Annotated in this window: 16 protein-coding genes and 1 riboswitch; of the genes, 14 read left to right on the top strand and 2 right to left on the bottom strand. The window is 35.1% G+C overall.

The genetic code is table 11. From position 1 onward, the window contains the following. Positions 1-108: 108 nt before the first annotated feature. The 5 genes from liaF to helD all read left to right on the top strand — a co-directional run bounded on the left by liaF (position 109) and on the right by helD (position 5,311). Positions 109-858, top strand: coding sequence for a cell wall-active antibiotics response protein LiaF (gene liaF, locus ACFO5Y_RS05010; protein WP_197104397.1), 750 nt, complete (start codon positions 109-111; stop codon positions 856-858). Further along, complete coding sequence (locus tag ACFO5Y_RS05005) at positions 855-1,922, top strand: sensor histidine kinase (RefSeq protein ID WP_197104398.1); 1,068 nt, start codon at positions 855-857, stop codon at positions 1,920-1,922. The genes liaF and ACFO5Y_RS05005 overlap by 4 nt, the downstream gene beginning before the upstream one ends. Further along, positions 1,919-2,548 carry a response regulator transcription factor gene (locus ACFO5Y_RS05000; RefSeq protein WP_197104399.1) on the top strand — a complete coding sequence of 210 codons (630 nt, stop codon included), beginning with the start codon at positions 1,919-1,921 and terminating at the stop codon, positions 2,546-2,548. Before ACFO5Y_RS05005 ends, ACFO5Y_RS05000 begins: the two co-directional genes overlap by 4 nt. An 84-nt stretch (positions 2,549-2,632) precedes the next feature. Further along, positions 2,633-2,971, top strand: a complete 339-nt coding sequence (locus ACFO5Y_RS04995) for a HesB/YadR/YfhF family protein (RefSeq protein WP_331459517.1) — start codon at positions 2,633-2,635, stop codon at positions 2,969-2,971. 153 nt (positions 2,972-3,124) lie between these two features. Beyond that, a complete protein-coding gene (helD, locus tag ACFO5Y_RS04990; protein ID WP_197104400.1) occupies positions 3,125-5,311 on the top strand; it encodes an RNA polymerase recycling motor HelD in 2,187 nt (728 codons plus the stop codon). A gap of 75 nt (positions 5,312-5,386) precedes the next feature. On the opposite strand, the gene ACFO5Y_RS04985 is transcribed toward helD, so the two are convergent. Next, positions 5,387-6,376 (bottom strand): aspartate-semialdehyde dehydrogenase, encoded by a 990-nt coding sequence (locus ACFO5Y_RS04985; RefSeq protein WP_138404653.1) that lies wholly within the window; start codon positions 6,374-6,376, stop codon positions 5,387-5,389. 220 nt (positions 6,377-6,596) lie between these two features. Further along, positions 6,597-6,741, top strand: a riboswitch (Lysine riboswitch). Positions 6,742-6,851: 110 nt separating this feature from the next. Here ACFO5Y_RS04985 and lysA point away from each other — a divergent pair. From lysA to ACFO5Y_RS04960, 5 genes are all read left to right on the top strand, one after another. Then, positions 6,852-8,147, top strand: coding sequence for a diaminopimelate decarboxylase (gene lysA / locus ACFO5Y_RS04980; protein ID WP_197104401.1), 1,296 nt, complete (start codon positions 6,852-6,854; stop codon positions 8,145-8,147). Positions 8,148-8,160: 13 nt separating this feature from the next. Next, the gene (gene dapA / locus ACFO5Y_RS04975) at positions 8,161-9,051 is read left to right on the top strand and encodes a 4-hydroxy-tetrahydrodipicolinate synthase (protein WP_197104402.1); all 891 of its coding nucleotides are present in this window, start codon (positions 8,161-8,163) and stop codon (positions 9,049-9,051) included. Positions 9,052-9,070: 19 nt separating this feature from the next. Then, positions 9,071-9,841, top strand: a complete 771-nt coding sequence (dapB, locus tag ACFO5Y_RS04970) for a 4-hydroxy-tetrahydrodipicolinate reductase (RefSeq protein WP_197104403.1) — start codon at positions 9,071-9,073, stop codon at positions 9,839-9,841. A 477-nt stretch (positions 9,842-10,318) separates the two neighbouring features. Beyond that, complete coding sequence (locus ACFO5Y_RS04965) at positions 10,319-12,070, top strand: ABC transporter ATP-binding protein (RefSeq protein ID WP_197104404.1); 1,752 nt, start codon at positions 10,319-10,321, stop codon at positions 12,068-12,070. Further along, entirely contained in the window at positions 12,054-13,799 is a 1,746-nt protein-coding gene (locus ACFO5Y_RS04960; protein WP_138405302.1) for an ABC transporter ATP-binding protein, read from the top strand. Before ACFO5Y_RS04965 ends, ACFO5Y_RS04960 begins: the two co-directional genes overlap by 17 nt. A gap of 65 nt (positions 13,800-13,864) precedes the next feature. Here ACFO5Y_RS04960 and ACFO5Y_RS04955 read toward each other — a convergent pair whose 3' ends face one another. Next, complete coding sequence (locus ACFO5Y_RS04955; RefSeq protein WP_197104405.1) at positions 13,865-14,560, bottom strand: histidine phosphatase family protein; 696 nt, start codon at positions 14,558-14,560, stop codon at positions 13,865-13,867. 171 nt (positions 14,561-14,731) lie between these two features. On the opposite strand from ACFO5Y_RS04955, the gene ACFO5Y_RS04950 reads away from it, so the two are divergent. The 4 genes from ACFO5Y_RS04950 (at position 14,732) to holA (ending at position 18,315) form a co-directional block, all read left to right on the top strand. Next, positions 14,732-15,688: a YihY/virulence factor BrkB family protein gene (locus ACFO5Y_RS04950; RefSeq protein ID WP_197104406.1), complete on the top strand. Its 957-nt coding sequence runs from the start codon at positions 14,732-14,734 to the stop codon at positions 15,686-15,688. A 15-nt stretch (positions 15,689-15,703) separates the two neighbouring features. Beyond that, a complete protein-coding gene (locus tag ACFO5Y_RS04945) occupies positions 15,704-16,897 on the top strand; it encodes an FtsW/RodA/SpoVE family cell cycle protein (protein ID WP_197104407.1) in 1,194 nt (397 codons plus the stop codon). 20 nt (positions 16,898-16,917) lie between these two features. Further along, on the top strand, positions 16,918-17,214 hold the full coding sequence (locus ACFO5Y_RS04940; RefSeq protein ID WP_231606870.1) for a glycine cleavage system H family protein: 297 nt from the start codon (positions 16,918-16,920) through the stop codon (positions 17,212-17,214). 84 nt (positions 17,215-17,298) lie between these two features. Further along, positions 17,299-18,315, top strand: coding sequence for a DNA polymerase III subunit delta (gene holA, locus ACFO5Y_RS04935; RefSeq protein ID WP_197104408.1), 1,017 nt, complete (start codon positions 17,299-17,301; stop codon positions 18,313-18,315). The last annotated feature ends 78 nt before the right edge of the window (positions 18,316-18,393 follow it).

The raw sequence follows: 18,393 nt of genomic DNA, 5'->3' as shown, positions 1-18,393 counted from the left end.
GTCTGTCTTTTTATAAGGCAGACTTATTTTTTTATTGGAAAATGTGAAGTGAAATTCATTTTCTACTTCAGAATCTGTTATACTGATTTTATGGAACAGAGGTGTTTTATGCAAAATTTTTTAAAACAAAACATTTTTATTGTATTTGCGATTAGTCTAGTGCTTATATTATTTGACATCTTTTTAGATTGGAAAATTATAGGTCTTATCGGAGTATCTTTTATACTATTTATTGTCGGATTATTTATTGGAAATCGAATCCTTCGCTTAATAATTTTCGTTGGAGCCTTATTTCTACTCATCTTAAGTTTGCTTATGATTCAATCAGTTTGGGTATTATTATTAGTGATTATCTTGTTTTTAATTTTATTCAGAACTAAAGATGGCAATGAGTTAATTCATTTTAAAAGTGCGTTAATCTTACCTAAGAAGTCTGAAAGTAATTATTTAGGGGTGCAACTCATTGAACCGCAAAGTGAACAGCGAACGATTCTGAATCAAGAATCGATTTTTGATTCATACAGAGAGAAGAAAGTAGACTTTGAATGGGATGATGTCAATATTGTCTTATTCGGAGGTAACCATATCCTAGATTTTGGTAATACAATCTTGCCTCAAGGTGAGACGACGATTGTTATTAGAAAGATGTTCGGTCGTACGCGATTAATTATTCCCAATGACATTGGTGTGAAACTAAACATTAGTACAATTTCAGGCGGAGTAGTATTTGAATCCCAACGCTATTCATTGACAGCGGACAACTTCCGTTGGATGAGTCCAGATTATGGTGACTCAAACCGAAAAGTGAATGTCATTGTATCGGTGACATTTGGAGATGTTGAGGTGATTATTCTATGAATTTTCGTTTATGGACTCATTTATTCTTCTTTCAATTTGTTAGTTTTTCAGCCGTTGTCGTCATCATTTTCGGAATTCTCATTTATGAATTAAATGTGATGACACTGGCAGAAGTGTTTACCGTTGAGTTTTTTAATATTCCAGTGTATTTGATTATTATCGCCTTTATCTTAACCATGAGTATCGTGTTAGCGATTATCTTAACCGTTGCACTGAGTTCACCATTTGAACAAATTAGAGCACGAATTAACTGGTTATTATTAGGAAAATATCAAAATGAAATATTCCGTAAAGAATTGCAAGGCGGAAATTGGTTTGATGCTTCAAGACAAACGGCGAAAGATATTAATCGCCTTCGGGACAAGATTGTTGATCTATCGACGGATCTACAAGAATATACGGCAGCACCAGTGTTTGTTGGTGAAGATACTAAAGAAGAGATTATTGAGAAAGAACGTAATCGAATTGCGCGCGAGTTGCATGATTCAGTCAGTCAGCAATTATTTGCTGCGACGATGATGATTTCAGCTATTAGTGAAGTTGCTGAGAGAGAAGAGTTATCGGTAACTAAATCTGTGAAAAAAGTTGAAGAGATTATTGGAAATGCCCAAACTGAGATGCGGGCATTACTCCTTCACTTAAGACCGATTGATTTAGTGGATCAACGTCTCGATCAAGGTATTAAACACTTGTTAGAAGAATTAGATACTAAGATCCCAATGGAAATTCATTGGAATCTCGCACCCGTAAAAGTTGATAGTGGGATTGAAGATCACTTATTCCGAATCGTTCAAGAAGCGATATCTAATACGATGCGGCATGCGAAAGCGAATAAATTTGAAATTTATTTAACTCAAGACAAACATTCAATTCAATTAAAAATTATTGATGATGGGCAAGGGTTTGATGTGAGCACAGCTAAACAAAAAGGTAATTACGGTCTTCGAAATATGGAAGAGCGCGTGAAGAGTTTAGGTGGAATATTGAATTTAATTAGTTCAATTGGTAAAGGAACATCAATCGACATTCAAATTCCCATTTCGAAAAGAGAGGTAAATGTATGATTAAAGTATTATTAGTCGATGATCATGAGATGGTACGTTTAGGGGTGTCATCCTACTTGGATGTCCAACCCGACATCGAAGTGATCGGTGAGGCTGAAAATGGGCTCACGGGTTATCACAAAGCATTAGAAGATAAACCAGACATCATCTTGATGGATTTGGTGATGGAAGTCATGGATGGAGTAGAAGCGACTCAAAAAATTATGGAAGAGTGGCCAGAAGCCAAAATTATTATTGTGACATCTTTCATCGATGACGAAAAGGTCTATCCTGCGATTGAAGCTGGCGCTAAGAGTTATTTATTAAAAACGTCTTCTGCCAGTGAAATTGCGGATGCTATCCGTGCGACTTACGAAGGGGACACGGTGATGGGACCTGAAGTTACAAGTAAGTTGTTAGAATATGAAGATAAATCCAGACAAAAACAAGCGCACGATGATTTAACGAATCGTGAATTAGAAGTATTATTATTAGTTTCAAAAGGGTATACAAATCAAGAAATTGCAGATGAGCTATTCATCACGCTAAAAACAGTAAAAACACATGTTTCGAATATCTTATCTAAACTTGAAGTAAATGACCGCACACAAGCAACTATCTATGCTTACCAGCATGAGCTCGTATAAGCAATTCAATTTATTCAAGCAGAATACTGGTTATTATAATAAAAATCATTTATACTCAAAGCATAGTGATAATAAAAGGAGGAAGTGGCTATTTATGCCACGCACATATATATGGAATTAATTGTTGAAGATAAAGCAGTCAAATGGTTTGAAGAAGAAGTTGGAAGAGCCGAAGGTGCAGGAATTCGCTTTAAAACAATGATCTACGGAAGTAGTCCAGTACAAGATTCATTTGCTTTACAAGTTGAGCCTACCGAGCCACATTCACCAATTGTTACATTTACTTCTGATAATGGCTTATTATTCTTTATTGAAAAAGACGATGAGTGGTTCTTTAAAGAACATGACTTAGTAGTTTCTTTTAATGATGAATTAAATGAACCAAAATACATTTACCGTAAAGACGGTGTGGATTTAAACTAGGACCAAATTAGTAAATAAAATTTATAGCTATCGTTAGCACATAATCAGCTAATGGTAGCTATTTTGTTGTTGCTTTATATGATAAATCGGTATAAGATAGCTATTCGGCGATTTTTACAATAAGATGCAGTAAAGAAAAGGGGAATGTAGTTTATGACTCAGAACAATTTGCATGATTATGAGAAAGAATTTGCTAAAGAAGCGGAATATTTAGACTTTGTATATAAGAAAATGTTACAAAGTAGAGATAGCCTCGATGCATTTGTTAAAGAAGCTCGTGAAGACGGGCTGGCTTTTGTTCAAAAGATGTCCGAAGATGTTCGGGTCGATTTTAGTAGTTTTTCTGATAATATGGACACTTTCTCAACAATTGAGATGAAGAACCGCGAGATAGATCAAATGAATTCACGGATTATCTCAGCTGAAAAATTATTGGAAAATGTCAAACGGTCATTGGATGCTCCCTATTTTGGTAAAGTGGACGTTGATTTTCTAGAGGATGAAGAAGCAGAGTCATTCTACATTGGTATTAATAGTTTTGATGATGATAATTACGCAAAGTTTGTCTATGACTGGCGTTCACCAATCGCAGAGTTATTCTATAATAATACAACTGGCGAGTCTGCTTATGAAGTCAATGGCAACATGATTGAAGTAGAAATTGATAAACGTAGACAATTCGTTATCGATAAAGATACTTTATTGAAGTTTTTCGATACTTCGGTGTCGATTCAAGATGATGTGTTACTAGAAGCTTTAGAACAAGATAGTTCTAGTTTGATGCAAGATATCACATCAACCATTCAAAGTGAGCAAAATGTCATTATTCGAGATACGAAACATCCGATCATTCTAGTCAATGGAGTGGCTGGGAGTGGGAAAACTTCTACGATTATGCAACGGATTGCATATTTACTCTACTCATTTCGTAAAGAAATCACCTCTGATAATATTTTAATTTTATCTCCGAATGAGCATTTTGTATCGTATATATCTAATGTGCTTCCATCATTAGGTGAGAAAACGCCATTGAATATGACGCTTTTACAATTTGTAGGGAGACACTTGTCAATGGAATTAGAGGATGAACAAACGTATTTTAACCGTATTAGTAGTCACGAGGTTCCGAAGCAAACAGAGATTATTCGAAGTGCTTCCTTTATTGATTTTATTAATGAGTCAGAAGAGTTAATTTTACAACATATGGATTTCTTTAATCCAGTCTTACGTAAAGACAAAGAAATTGTTTCGACTGAAAAGATCTTAAAAGCTTTTGAACAGACGCCTGATAGCTCGCCGTTAATTGCACGTATTCAAGCGACGCGACAATTATTATCAAGTAATTGGGAGAGACGAATGACTAAATTGGCTCAAAAACCAAACGTGATTGACCGAGTGATGTCATTACCTGAATCTTTACAGCAAAAGTTCTTTAAAGAGCTGATTACGGATGATTCACCTCAAACGATAAACAAATATGCCAAAAGATATGTTCATATTCAATACAGTCAAGTAACCCGTGATGTTCGTGGTTTAGCTTGGATCAATTTGCAAGGTATTTTTGAAAAAATTTACTTTGCGTATACACAAGAAGTTTATCAATTTAATCCGGATGGCATATTAAACATAGATGAAGCTGTTGTATTTATTTACATTTATAATCGTTTCATCGAAAAATTATCACTAACCAATATGCGATTTGTACTTGTGGATGAAGTTCAGGACTATACAGAAGCACAAATTCGCTTATTAGTGAGCTTGTTTCCTAAATCAGCGTTTACCATGGTAGGGGATGAGAACCAAGCGATATTTAATGCGAATATCAAATTCCAAGATATTATCAATAATTTCTCAGCCCGTTCAGAGAATGTTGAGTTATATCAATTGGTGAATAGCTACCGCTCAAGCGGATCCATTACGCGCTTATTCAATCGACTCGCAACTAATAACGATGAATGGGAAATTGTTCCGATTCGTCCGGCCGGAAATGAACCTAAAATTATTAAGGTTGAGACAAAAGCTGATAATATAAAATTATTAGAAGAGATTCACCAAGAACTAGATGGGAAAGCATTAACATTGATTACAAAAACAATGGTTGAGGCTGATGAACTGGAACAATTACTAGGCCAAGAACTGTTGGATCGATTAAATCTAACTATTATCCCAATTAGTTTATCCAAAGGATTGGAATTTGATAACGTCTTGATTCATAATGCATCAAACGATAATTATCATACGCAACGTGATAAGCGAATTTTATACACTGCGAGTTCTAGAGCAATGAAAAATCTATATATTACTTTTTCAGATTCGTTGACTGAGTTTCTACAAGCATAAAAACGAATACTTAAAGACATAAAAATAGACGACAAGTGATCCAAATTTGGATTTCTTGTCGTCTATTTGTATTAATTAAATGATGCCACGTGCAATCAATGATTCAGCAATTTGTACTGAGTTTGTAGCAGCACCTTTACGTAGATTATCTGCAACAACAAATAAGTTTATGCCATTTTCTACCGAGTCATCACGACGAATACGACCAACATATACGTTGTCTGTATCTTCAGCAACAGATTGTAATGGATAGTCTAAAGTTTCTGGATTATCGGCAAGAATAACTCCGTCGATATTTCCAATTTCTTCGCGAATTTTCTTAATATCAAATTCTTTTTCTAATTCAATATTGATAGATACACCGTGAGACGTTTTGATTGGAACTCGTACCGCGGTAGCAGAGACAGGTAAGTTCTCAACACCTAAGATTTTACGCGTTTCATCAATCATCTTTTGTTCTTCTTTTGTATTACCATTATCTAAGAAGACATCGATTTGTGGAATCACTGTTTTGTTAATTTCGTAAGGGAAAGTACTTGTTGTACCTTGTTCTAAATCATCAATCCCTTTACGTCCGGCACCTGATACTGCTTGATATGTACTATAAACAACACGTTTGATACCGTAATTTTCTTGTAGTGGTTTCAATGGTACAACGGATTGAATTGTTGAGCAGTTGGGGTTTGCGATTAGTTTATCATCTTTAGATAAGACTCCAGCATTCACCTCAGGGACAACTAATGGAATATTTTTATCCATTCTCCACGCTGAACTATTATCGATGACAGTAATGCCATTACTTGAAGCAATCGGTGCAAAGTGTTTTGATGTTTCTCCACCTGCTGAGAAGATTGCGATTTGAATGGGTGCTGTTAAAGCATCCTCTGTTAGTTCTTGAATAGTAATCTCTTCACCATTGAAGGGGATTTTTTGACCGGCAGATCGACTTGAAGCAAATAAACTTAGTTCACTCACTGGGAATTGACGTTCTTCTAATACTTGTATAACTTTACGACCAACTACGCCCGATGCACCTACAACGGCAACATGATATTTTTTACTCATAATTGGCTCCTTTCAATATTGTATGTTAATTTATAATTGAATTATTAAAAAGAGAGATTCCTTTTTAATTTTCAATTTATACCTATTAAACTTAAGCATTATCGCATAAAATGTCAAGTTAAAAATGCTTAGATTTAATAATTGACATTAAAATTTTAATCCTATCTTAATCCTGTTGACATTGTAATTTACCATTGATATAGTATATTTAAGTTAAAGAGGTATTGTGCGAGGCGCGGTTGACAAAAGTACACACACGTGGAAAGGGGATATCGCCGAAACGACTTTCGTTGGGGACTGACTTTAAGAGGTTGGTCACTGTTATTATCAAAGAGCCAAAGTGATAATAAGGTGCAATCAATTACCAGGCAAAAGGATACGTCAACTCAAATCAAGATGGATTGATTAGTGAAAGCGACCACGAACCTTTTGTTCGTAGTCGCTTTTTGTTTACTTTTATTTAAGGAGTGGAAGAATGCATTTAGAACCGTATCAAACGAAGGTGAATAACGAACTGGTTCATTCACATCATAAATATTCAGATTTAGCTCAACAGTATGGAACACCGCTTTATATTTTCGATGAAGAGAGTTTTAGAGATCGCGTGTATCGTTTCAAAGAAGCATTAGAGAATCCTTACTTTGAGACAGAATTATTATTTGCATCGAAGTCTGTTTTGACACTAGCGATTGCAAAATTGATTTCAGAGTATGGTATTGGACAAGATGTTGTTAGTGCAGGGGAGATCTATACTGGAAAGAAAGGTGGCGTTCAGCCATCGAAGATGTACTTTCACGGGAATAACAAATTAGACGAGGAATTAGCTTTTGCGGTTGATCAAGAAGTTGGAACGATTGTCATCGATAATCGAATGGAAGCTGATAGACTAAATAATATTTTAGAACAAAAAGGGAAAAAGCAACGCGCGTTATTACGCTTAAATCCTGGAGTTGAAGCACATACACACGAATACATTAAAACTGCTAACTTAGATTCAAAATTTGGTGAGAGTGTCTTCGATGACAATATTGAAGACATTATAGAAACTATCTATAACTATGATAATATTGAATTAGCAGGTTTACATTGTCACATCGGTAGTCAAATATTTGATTCAGAATCTTTTATTAAAGCAGCGGATGAAATGTTATTATTTGCTCAACGGATTCAAACGAATTTAAATATTCCGATTAGAGAAATTAATTTCGGCGGAGGCTTTGGCGTCTACTATACCCAAGAGGATAAACCGTTTGATATTGCTGAATTCTTACCAGATTTTATCGAGCATGTTCATGAAAAGTCTACTGAATACGGGATTCAATTAGAGAAGGTGACAATTGAACCTGGAAGATCTTTAGTTAACAATTCTGGAAGTACTTTGTATACGATTGGTGATATTAAGCAGACTGTAGGTGGTAAGAAGTACGCCTTTATCGATGGCGGGATGACTGATAATATCCGTCCTGCTTTATATCAGGCTGAATACGAAGCAGCCTTGCCGAATAAAATTAACGAACCGATTAAAGAAACGTACACCATTGCTGGTAAGGCCTGTGAGAGTGGGGATGTCGTGATTAATAAGATTGATCTTCCTCAAGTTGAAACAGGTGATTTATTACTAGTAAATGGGACAGGGTCGTATAATTATTCTATGGCAAGCAATTATAATCACATTCCCATTCCTGCCATGGTGCATATTGATGGTGAGAAAAGTTACTTAACAGTCAAACGTCAGTCATTTGAAGATATCATAGCAAATAATATTATATAGGAGGATATTTATAATGAGTATTTACGAAGGTTCAGCAGTTGCATTGGTTACCCCATTTATCGAGAACACAAAGGAAATCGATTGGCGCGCATTTGAAAGCCTATTAGACTTTCATTTAGAAAATAATACAGATGCTTTAGTAATCACTGGAACAACGGGTGAGAGTTCAACTTTATCAGATGAAGAACAAATTGAGTTGATTAAATTTGCTGTAAAACATGTTGAAGAAAAACTTCCAGTCATTGCAGGAACAGGTATTAATGATACACGTCACGCTATAAAACTAAGTCAACAAGCTGAGCATGTGGGAGCAGATGCATTACTTATCGTCACCCCATATTACAATAAGGCATCTTACAATGGTATGTTAGCTCACTTCCGAGCGATTGCTGATTCAGTAAACATCCCAATTATTTTATACGATGTTCCCTCTAGAACCGGTACATCATTAACACCAGAACAAGTGGGTATTCTAGCAGAGCATCCAAATATTGTGGCTTTAAAAGATGCGGTAGGTAATTTAGATTATACTCGCGCAGTGCTTGATAATGTGCCAGATGATTTCGCAGTTTATTCAGGGAATGACGATTTAAATTACGATATTATCGCTTTAGGTGGTAAAGGTGCTATCTCAGTAACCGCTAATATCTTACCGAAGGAAGTTCATGATTTATGTCGTCTTGCTTTAGATGGACATACGGAAGAAGCTCAACAATTAAATTATAAACTTGAAGATATTAACCGTGATTTATTTGATGAAGTGAATCCAATCCCAGTAAAATACTTAGTTCACAAAATGAACCGTTGTGCTTTATCATATCGTTTACCTATGGTCCCACCAAGTGAGGAAAGTGCTGAATTATTAGATACTTACTTAGGCTTAATTGAAAAATACACAATATAGAGAATAGAGGATTGATAAAGTGAATATTATACTAATTGGATCCGATGGCGCTATGGGTAAAGTTGTCACTAATATCTCGAAAGAGTTAGGTCATCAAGTGGTTGCAGGTTTGCAATCAACTGAAGAAACAGAACAACCATTTCCAATCGCTACAAATTTTGATGATTTAACAAAAGTGGTTGAAGAGCTTGAAATTAAACCAGAAGTGATGATTGATTTTTCAACTCCTCAATTAACGGATGAGTTACTAGCATTTGCAGTGGCTCAAAATCTCCCACTTATGCTTGCAACTACAGGGCAAAGTGAAGCACAAGAGCAAGCAATTCAAGAGGCAAGTAAATCCGTTGCTATCTTAGATACTCACAATACAAGTATCGGTGTGAATGTGATGCAAGAAGTGAGTAAGCATTTAAGTAAAGTATTATATCCTTTAGGTTATGATATTGAAATCATTGAAAAACATCACCGCTACAAGAAAGATGCACCAAGTGGTACAGCTAAGATGTTACTGGACTCGGTTGAGGAAGGTATGTCAGAAAGTGCGACAAAAGTGTATGGACGCGAGGGTATTGGCGAAGCAAGAGAACACCAAGAAGTTGGTTTACATGCTATTCGTGGTGGTGATATTGTCGGTGAACACACGATTATCTTCGCAAATAATCAAGAAACACTTGAAATTACTCACCGTGCAGGATCAAAAGAGTTATTTGCCAGAGGCGCAATGGCTGGAGCAGAATTTTTAATTAATCAAGCCGAACCAGGTATCTACTCAATGAATGATATTTTTTAAACGAATTGTGGTTCTGTGAGAAATTCATAAATAACAACTCAGTAATTGTGGCTAGCTTTGCCATGATTGCTGAGTTTTTTTGTTTAAATTTTGAGTTATATATCCTTGAGAAAATTTCAGGGACACAATACGTAATTTCATGTCCTTGAGAAAATTCTCAAGGACACAGGCACATACATTTCCAAAAAAATATTAAATCCAGATTAGAAACCGCTTTACTTTTAGTTAAACATCGTGTAATCTTATTTTTAGAAAACACGAAAGGAGGATGTCAGATGAAACAAGCAGTTCAAGTAAGTTCAAATTTATTTAAAATGACATCACCTTTAATCGTTCATAATATTAGAGATTTCAACTAGACAATTAGATCAATTATGTCTAAGTATGTAATTCTACAGCTGATATTTTATGAGCCCTTAATTGTGGTGATAAAATATCTTTTTTTTGTGCAAATTTTAATAGGAAAGTTGGGAAACTATGCTTCAGTCAATGTGGTATTACATTAAGAAACACCCTGGAAAATATATATTTGGTGGTATGACAGCAGTTCTTACCAGTATATTATATATTTTCCCAAATTATATTATTCAACTCTTTATCGATGATATTGTAACAAATCAATTAACTCAAGCTGTCTTAGTGCGATATTTATTCTTTTTATTTATATTAATGATATTAATTTATGCGGGGGATGTGACTTGGTTTAGAGTTTTATTCGGAGAGTCATATCAATTCCAGAAAGAATTAAGACAAACTGGTTTTAAAAGTTTACTTGGCTTTCGTGCTTCTTTTTATGAAGCTTTTCGTTCCGGCGATTTGATGACACGAATGACGTCAGATATCGATACGATAGGAATGTTACTAGGTTATGGTTTAATGATTGTATTGGGAGACGGAGCGTTATTACTAAGTTTCCTTGCAGTTATGATTTTTACGATTTCTTGGCAAGTCACTTTAGTTAGTTTGATTCCTCTACTGATCTTTGGTGTTATTATTTATTTCCTTAGTAAAGAAGTGGATAAGCGTTATGATGCGATTAGAGATTCTGTAGCTGAATTGAGTAATGAAGTGTTAGAAGTGGTTGATGGCGTTCGTGTGATGCGAGCGTATGGACGGAAAGATTTGGAACAAAAGAGATTTCAAGAAAAAACACAGAAAGTTGTCGATAAGGCGAATCATTTGGCGATGGTGAACGGCTTATTTGGTCAAATTGCTAAAGCCTTTGGTGGGTTAAGTATCGCCATCGGACTCATGTATTGTAGTTATTTAGTGAATTTAGGTCAATTATCAGTGGGTAAATTAGTTTCTTTCCAATTATATTTAGCTATGTTAAATGGAACGATTTGGGGAATGACAGAAATAGTTGTTATTTACCAACAAGGTAAAGTTTCATTTGAGAAGCTCAATAATTTAATCAAAGCGAATGATCTCATGGAAGCAGACGGTCATCTGACGCTTGATTCGATTGAAAGCATTGAGTTTCAAGATTATTCCTTTAAATATAAAGAGGATGATAAAGAGACAATTAAAAATCTCAATTTTACGCTTCAACGAGGAGAAACGTTGGGAATTGTCGGTAAGACCGGGAGCGGGAAAACGACGATTATTCGACAATTATTAAGACAGTATCCAATTAGCGGATCTGGAATAATCAAACTCAATGGTCGAGATATTCATGAATATCAACGGGAAAGTTTAGAAGCGATGATTGGCTATGTGCCACAGGAACACATACTTTTTTCTCAAACTGTAAAATATAATATAATGTTTGGAAATAGTGAAGCTAATGAGGAAGACCAATTGGCCCAAGCGATTGAAAATGCGGCCTTTACAAAAGATTTAGAGCGTATGTCAGAAGGGCTTAAAACGTTAATTGGAGAAAAAGGTGTGTCGATATCTGGAGGACAAAAACAAAGGGTATCGATTGCCAGAGCCCTAATTAAAGAACCAGAGTTATTAATATTAGATGATTCACTTTCAGCGGTTGATGCAAAGACTGAAAGAGCCATCATTACAAATGTTCAAAGTATCCGTGGGGATAAGACAAACATTATTGTCACACATAGGCTTTCTGCGGTAAATCAAGCGGACATGATTATAGTTGTAGACGATGGACGCATCGTTGAATACGGCTCACCGAAAGAATTATTAGCGAACGAAGGTTGGTATTACGAACAATTCAACAAACAACAATCAGAAGGGGGCGCTGAGAATGAAGACATTCACTAGACTACTTGGTTACTTACGTTATGAATGGAAACTCTTGTTATCAGGGTTCATTCTGTTGATTTTCTCTACAGGACTTTCAATATATACACCAATTATTGCAAGTAAAATGATTGATTATGTGTCCCTATCCGTTGCGAACGAAGAGACTGTTAATATTACCTTTATTACGGAACAATTTGGCTTTTATCTTATAATTACATTTATCTCAGCGATTCTTGGTTATGTGGGATATTTGCTTTTAGCGAATGGATCGAATCGGCTAAGTAAAGTAATTCGAGATGAAGCTCACGAGCATATGCAAAAGTTACCGGTTAGTTATTTTGATGATATTCCAGCTGGAAAGATATCTGCTCGAATCGTCAATGACACAGAGGTTTTAAGAGAGAACTTTTTTGCAAATTTTACGACTCAAATACTCATTAATACAATGACCATTCTAGGTGTATATATTGGTATGTTTGCTGTCAGCCCGACGATAGCAAGTTGGTTATTACTACTCATACCAATAATCGTCGTTTGGCAAATGGCTTTCTCTAAAAAAATTCAACCAATCAATACTTTATGGAGAGAATCGGTCAGTGAACTGAATAGTAAAATCGCTGAAATTGTTCAAGGTGTATCGATTGTTCAAGTGTTCAATCAACAAGAGCATATGGCTGAAGAGTTTGAGCAAGTCAATCAAACTTGGCTAAATACTAGAAAAGAATCCTTAAAGTACGAAGCGTTTTTTGCTTGGAATTTGTCCGGACTCTTTAAGAGTATTGTTACTTTACTTGTGATGTTGTATATAGGAACGCAGTTTACAAGCGGTATCTTATCTATATCAATTGGAACCTTATATATCGTCATCAATTATGTAGAACGTTTATTTGACCCCATTACAATGATTGTTCGTTTAATTACGATATTGCAACAAGCGTTATCAGCTGGAATGCGCGTGTTCGAGTTAATGGATACCCCCGTTGAGAAAGATTCTGACAAGTCATTAATAGTTACTCAAGGAAATGTTGAATTTAATGATGTGACCTTTGCTTATAAAGAAGGCAATAATGTTTTACATCAGTTAAATTTTAATGTAAACGCGGGTGAGACCATTGGCTTAGTCGGTCATACAGGTTCAGGTAAAAGCTCAATCATTAATTTACTATTTCGCTTTTATGATCCGCAAGCAGGCCAAGTAATTATTGACGGGCAAAACATTGAAGAATATAACCGAGAAAGCATTCGAGAAAAAATGGGGATTGTCTTGCAAGAACCATATTTATTTTCTGGTACGATTGCGACAAATATTAGTATGAACAATCCCGAAATTACCGATGATATGGTACTTGAGGCGCTCATTAAAGTTGGAGCACAACCATTAATTAATAAATTAGAAAAAGGAATCCATGCTGAAGTTGTGGAAAAGGGGCAAGCTTTTTCTTCAGGGGAGCGGCAATTAATATCTTTTGCTCGTACCTTAGCCAACAATCCGAAGATTTTGATTCTTGATGAAGCAACCTCTCATATTGATACGGAGACCGAGGAAGTCATTCAACATGCGATGAAAGTTGTAAAAGAAGGACGTACGACCTTTATTGTGGCACACCGTCTTTCAACCATTAAAGATGCAGATCAAATCATCGTCATGGACAATGGACATATTCAAGAAAGAGGCACTCACAGAGAGCTACTTGATCTGGGAGGCACTTATACGCAAATGTATCAAATGCAAGGAAGTATGGCATAAAAATAGCGCAGGACGAGGGAATCAACTCCCAAGTCCTGCGCTTTTAATTGTTCATTATAGATTAATTAATCATTCGCTGCTTCATCAGCAACATCTTTAAAGTGTTCAACTTGATTATATGCAAGCATCTCGAAATGTCCGTTTTGGTATTTAACAATAGATACGGATGCATTTTGTATTGGTTCAGTTTCATCGAAATCAGCAACTAAACCATGTAATAGATTGCGAATTGTCATCCCATGACACACAACTAAAATATTTTGGTCCGTTCCAGCGTGACGGTTTAGTAATTTTAGTAAACCAGATTCTACACGATTCCAAAATTCAGTATAGTTTTCTGCAAAGTGATATGGATCCGCTTCTTTGAACATATTCATAATATCTTGAATTTGATTCTCAGTTCCTTCAGGCAACCCATGTTTGATGTTTACCCTTTGTTCAACTTCTGGCCAAACTTCAGCAGAAGAAAGACCTTCAAAAGATCCAAAGTGAACTTCACGAAATTCTGGCATTTGTTCGATTTCTAAGTGCTCATTATTATGATTTTCTTCTAAAATAATTGAAGCTGTATCAATTGTTCGTTTTAAATCACTCGTATATACAGCATCAAATTCAATATCGGCTAGACCTCTACCACTGCGATGAACATTTTTAATTCCTTCTTCGGTTAATAATGCATTAGACCATCCTTGCATTCGACCATAGAAATTGAAATATGTTTCACCGTGGCGTACAAAATAAAATGTTACTCCTTTACTCATGCCTTACCTCCTAATTGTTCTGAATCCATTATACTATAGAAAACACGTGTGTCTAAGAAATTAAAGGAAAATATAAAAAGTCTAGATTATTACAGATTCTTAAAGTGCAAAATGATATAATATGTGATAATCTTATGTAGTTATAAAAATGAATTGAGAGGTCTGATAGAGATGGATCAACCTTCGGTATTTAATAAGCTAATCAAGACGTTCCAAATTAATAATCAACAGTTGGCATTTGGTAGTTATGCTGCCGAATTATCTTTCTATGTTATTTGGGCGCTAGTGCCGTTAATGCTTGCATTATCAAATATTATTGCTATACTACCTTTTTCAGAAGCACAAATTATTGACACAATTCAATTAGCCTTACCAGATGAAGTCGAGGTAGCGATTATTCCCTTATTGGAGACTTATTTAACAGGTACAAGTTCAGGATTGTTCTCGCTAAGTTTAATCATTTCATTATGGCCAGCTTCGAATGTATTTAATACAATGCAACGTGTTCTAAATACAATATATAAAACTGTACCTAGAAAAAACTTTTTTATTGCACGATTATTTGCATATGTATTTACTTTACTCATCGTCATTGCGTTAGTTACATTTACATTCGCACTTGTATTTGGCGAGACAATTATTGACTATATTCAAGAAGTCTTTGGTATTCAATTTTTCTTATTGGAATTTTTTGTGAATCAGGGCTGGATTTTAGGTTTGCTAGGTATTTTTATTCTATTAATTGGAATATACCAATTTATGCCAAATGTTAAATGGCCGATCAAATATGCAATACCTGGTACAGTATTTGCCTTATTAGGCTTTATCTTAGTATCTCAGTTATTCAATGTTTATATGAGATTTGCTGGAGGTAATGTTGGTGGGGGCACGATTGGAGTATTCATGGTTGCGATCATTTGGTTATATTTAAATGCGATGGTGATTGCCATAGGAGCTTACATCAATGTCTTTTATCATGATTTTAAAGAGAAAAGTTATTGGCAATTGGTTGAAGAAACTAGTAAGTACCAATCATTTGTCTCATATAGTGATAACTTTAGACAAGCAAATTCAAATCAGTTTGAATTGACCAATAAGATATATAAGAATTTTACAAACAAGCAATAAAGAAAGGTGAAATGAATGACATCTATTAGACAAATACGTCGAGATAATGAGAACCGCATCGATTACGGCATTATCTTAAATGTTATGGTCCTAGCAATCATCGGATTGTTAAGTGTATACTCAACAACAACACTCATTGAAGGGGGAAATCTCGTTCCAACTTTATTCCACGCCTTATGGTATGGGGTAGGTACGATTGCTGTTATTGCGGCGATGCAATTAGATAGTGAACAATATTGGAAGCTTTCCACTTATTTATACGGATTCGGTTTACTACTATTAGTATTAGTACTGTTCTTCTATGATAGAGAATTAGCCGATACAGGGGCGACAAGTTGGTTAAGAATCGGTTCACTATCGGTTCAACCTTCAGAGCTTTTCAAACCTGCTTATATAGTATTTATGGCACGTGTTGTCACTGAGCATAATAATAAATACCCTAACCGTACGATAAAGACAGACTTTATGCAATTAGGAAAAATATTGATGTTTGCTGCACCACCGATGATTTTAATTCAGTTACAAAACGACTTAGGAACAAACTTAGTTATCATGTCGATTACTGCTGGAATTATTCTCATGTCAGGAATCAGTTGGAAAATTCTTGCGCCAATTGCGACAACCGTTATTGTTGTTGCGGGAGGAATTATAATTGTCGTTGCGAATTACCCAGAATTTCTAATAGATAATAATCTTGTTCAAGAATATCAAATTAACCGTATCTTAGACTGGTTACAACCCTTTGAAAACACACAAGGGAGTGGGTATCAGTTAGCTCAAAGTATTAAAGCTGTTGGATCGGGTCAATTGAGTGGTAAAGGCTTTGGGGTTTCACAAGTTACCGTACCGGTTCGTGAATCTGACTTTATCTTTACGACTATCGCTGAAAACTTCGGATTCTTAGGAAGCTCAGTTTTACTCTTTGTTTATTTCATTTTAATTTATCAAATCGTACAAATCTGCTTTAAAACACGTAATGAGTTTTATTCATATATTGCCGCAGGTGTTATTTCAATGATTTTATTCCACGTTCTAGAGAATATCGGAATGGCGATTGGTTTATTACCAATCACGGGGGTTCCACTGCCATTTGTTTCTCAAGGTGGTTCGGCTTTACTAGGAAACATGATTGGGATTGGTTTAGTTCTATCAATGAAATATCATCACCGAAGCTATATGTTTGGTATGGAAGATGATTTTAGTTATTAAATTTAGAAGGGTGATTAATATTGGAATTATTAAATAAGAATTTATGGATGACTGAAGAAGATAATATTGTAACGATTGGTTTAACGCCTGAATTACAAGATGAAGCAGGAGATATTTCATATGCAAATATCGCTTCATTAGGAAACATTGATGTTGATGATACAATTATTAATGTTGAAGCTTCTAAAGCTGCGATTGAAATACCATCACCTATTCAAGGAAAAGTTATTGAACGTAATGAGAAAGCAGAAGATACACCATCTTTACTTAATTCTTCAGATACGGCAAATAACTGGGTAGTAAAAATTCAAAAGTAAAAGATTATGATAATAAAACGGATATTACCTTGATGTATTAATCTTTGGTGATGTTCGTTTTATTTTATATGAAGGAGGGAAAAGATGGAGTTCCAACAAGTCATGCAACAAATCAATAAGAAACAAATTGATCCAATCTATACGGTTGTCGGATCTGAGAATTACCTCAAAAACCACTTTATGGAAGGCTTATTTCAACAATTAGGTGGGATCGATGTTTTAGATATCTCACGAATTGACTTACAAGAAGTGACGATGAATGATGTCTTGGATGAGGCAGAGATGTTTTCTTTTTTCTCTGACTACCGTGTGCTCATCGTGTCGAATGCGACCTTTTTAAATTCGCAAAGTAAGAATAAATTAACTGATTCAGAACAAAAAAGATTACTAGGTTATTTAGATAATCCGAACCAAGCAAGTATTTTAATCTTTAATGTTGAAAATCCATCCTTAGACAAGCGAAAGAAACTCACTAAGAGTTTTAATAAACAAACAAAAATGGTTGATATATCAGAGTTAGATGAAGGTCAAGTAGCGCGTTATGTCCAGTCATATATTAATAATTTAGATATTTCGTTTACACGTGAAGCTGTTGAGGAATTGTTAATTAGGGTAAACTATCAACTAACTAATGCAATGACCGAAGTGAATAAACTGGAAATATTTGGACAAACTGATGGTAGAATTACACTCGATTCTGTTCGATCACTCGTTCCACGTACACTTGAATCGGATGTATTCCAATTAACAAATGCCGTTGCGAATAAAAATATTACTCAAGCGATTCAAATTTACCAAGATTTATTATTAATGCGTCATGAACCGATTGCTTTACATGCATTAATGGTTTCTCAATTTAGAGTGATTGTTCAATCAATGATACTAGGCCGACAAGGTATGAACCAAGCAGATATTGCTAAGCAGTTAGGCATTCATCCCTATCGAGTGAAGCTTGCTTTAACATCAGGAAGATCCTTGCAATTACCAGAATTACTTAACTTTTATGTTGAGATGGCAGAAGTGGATTTCGGAATGAAGACAGGTGTGGGGGATAAAGAGACTCACTTTTATATATTATTGTCGAAATTAACTTCTTTATAAAAAAAACGGGTTCTACAATAAATAGGGTTGATGACAAAAATTAAAATGTCATCAACCCTATCTTTGTGTCTTCTAAAA

The sequence above is a fragment of the Ruoffia tabacinasalis genome, from assembly GCF_042652985.1.
In the GTDB taxonomy this organism is placed as follows: Bacteria; Bacillota; Bacilli; order Lactobacillales; family Aerococcaceae; genus Ruoffia; species Ruoffia tabacinasalis.
Note: the sequence above shows the minus strand (reverse complement) of the source record. Positions and strands in the feature narration are given on the sequence as shown.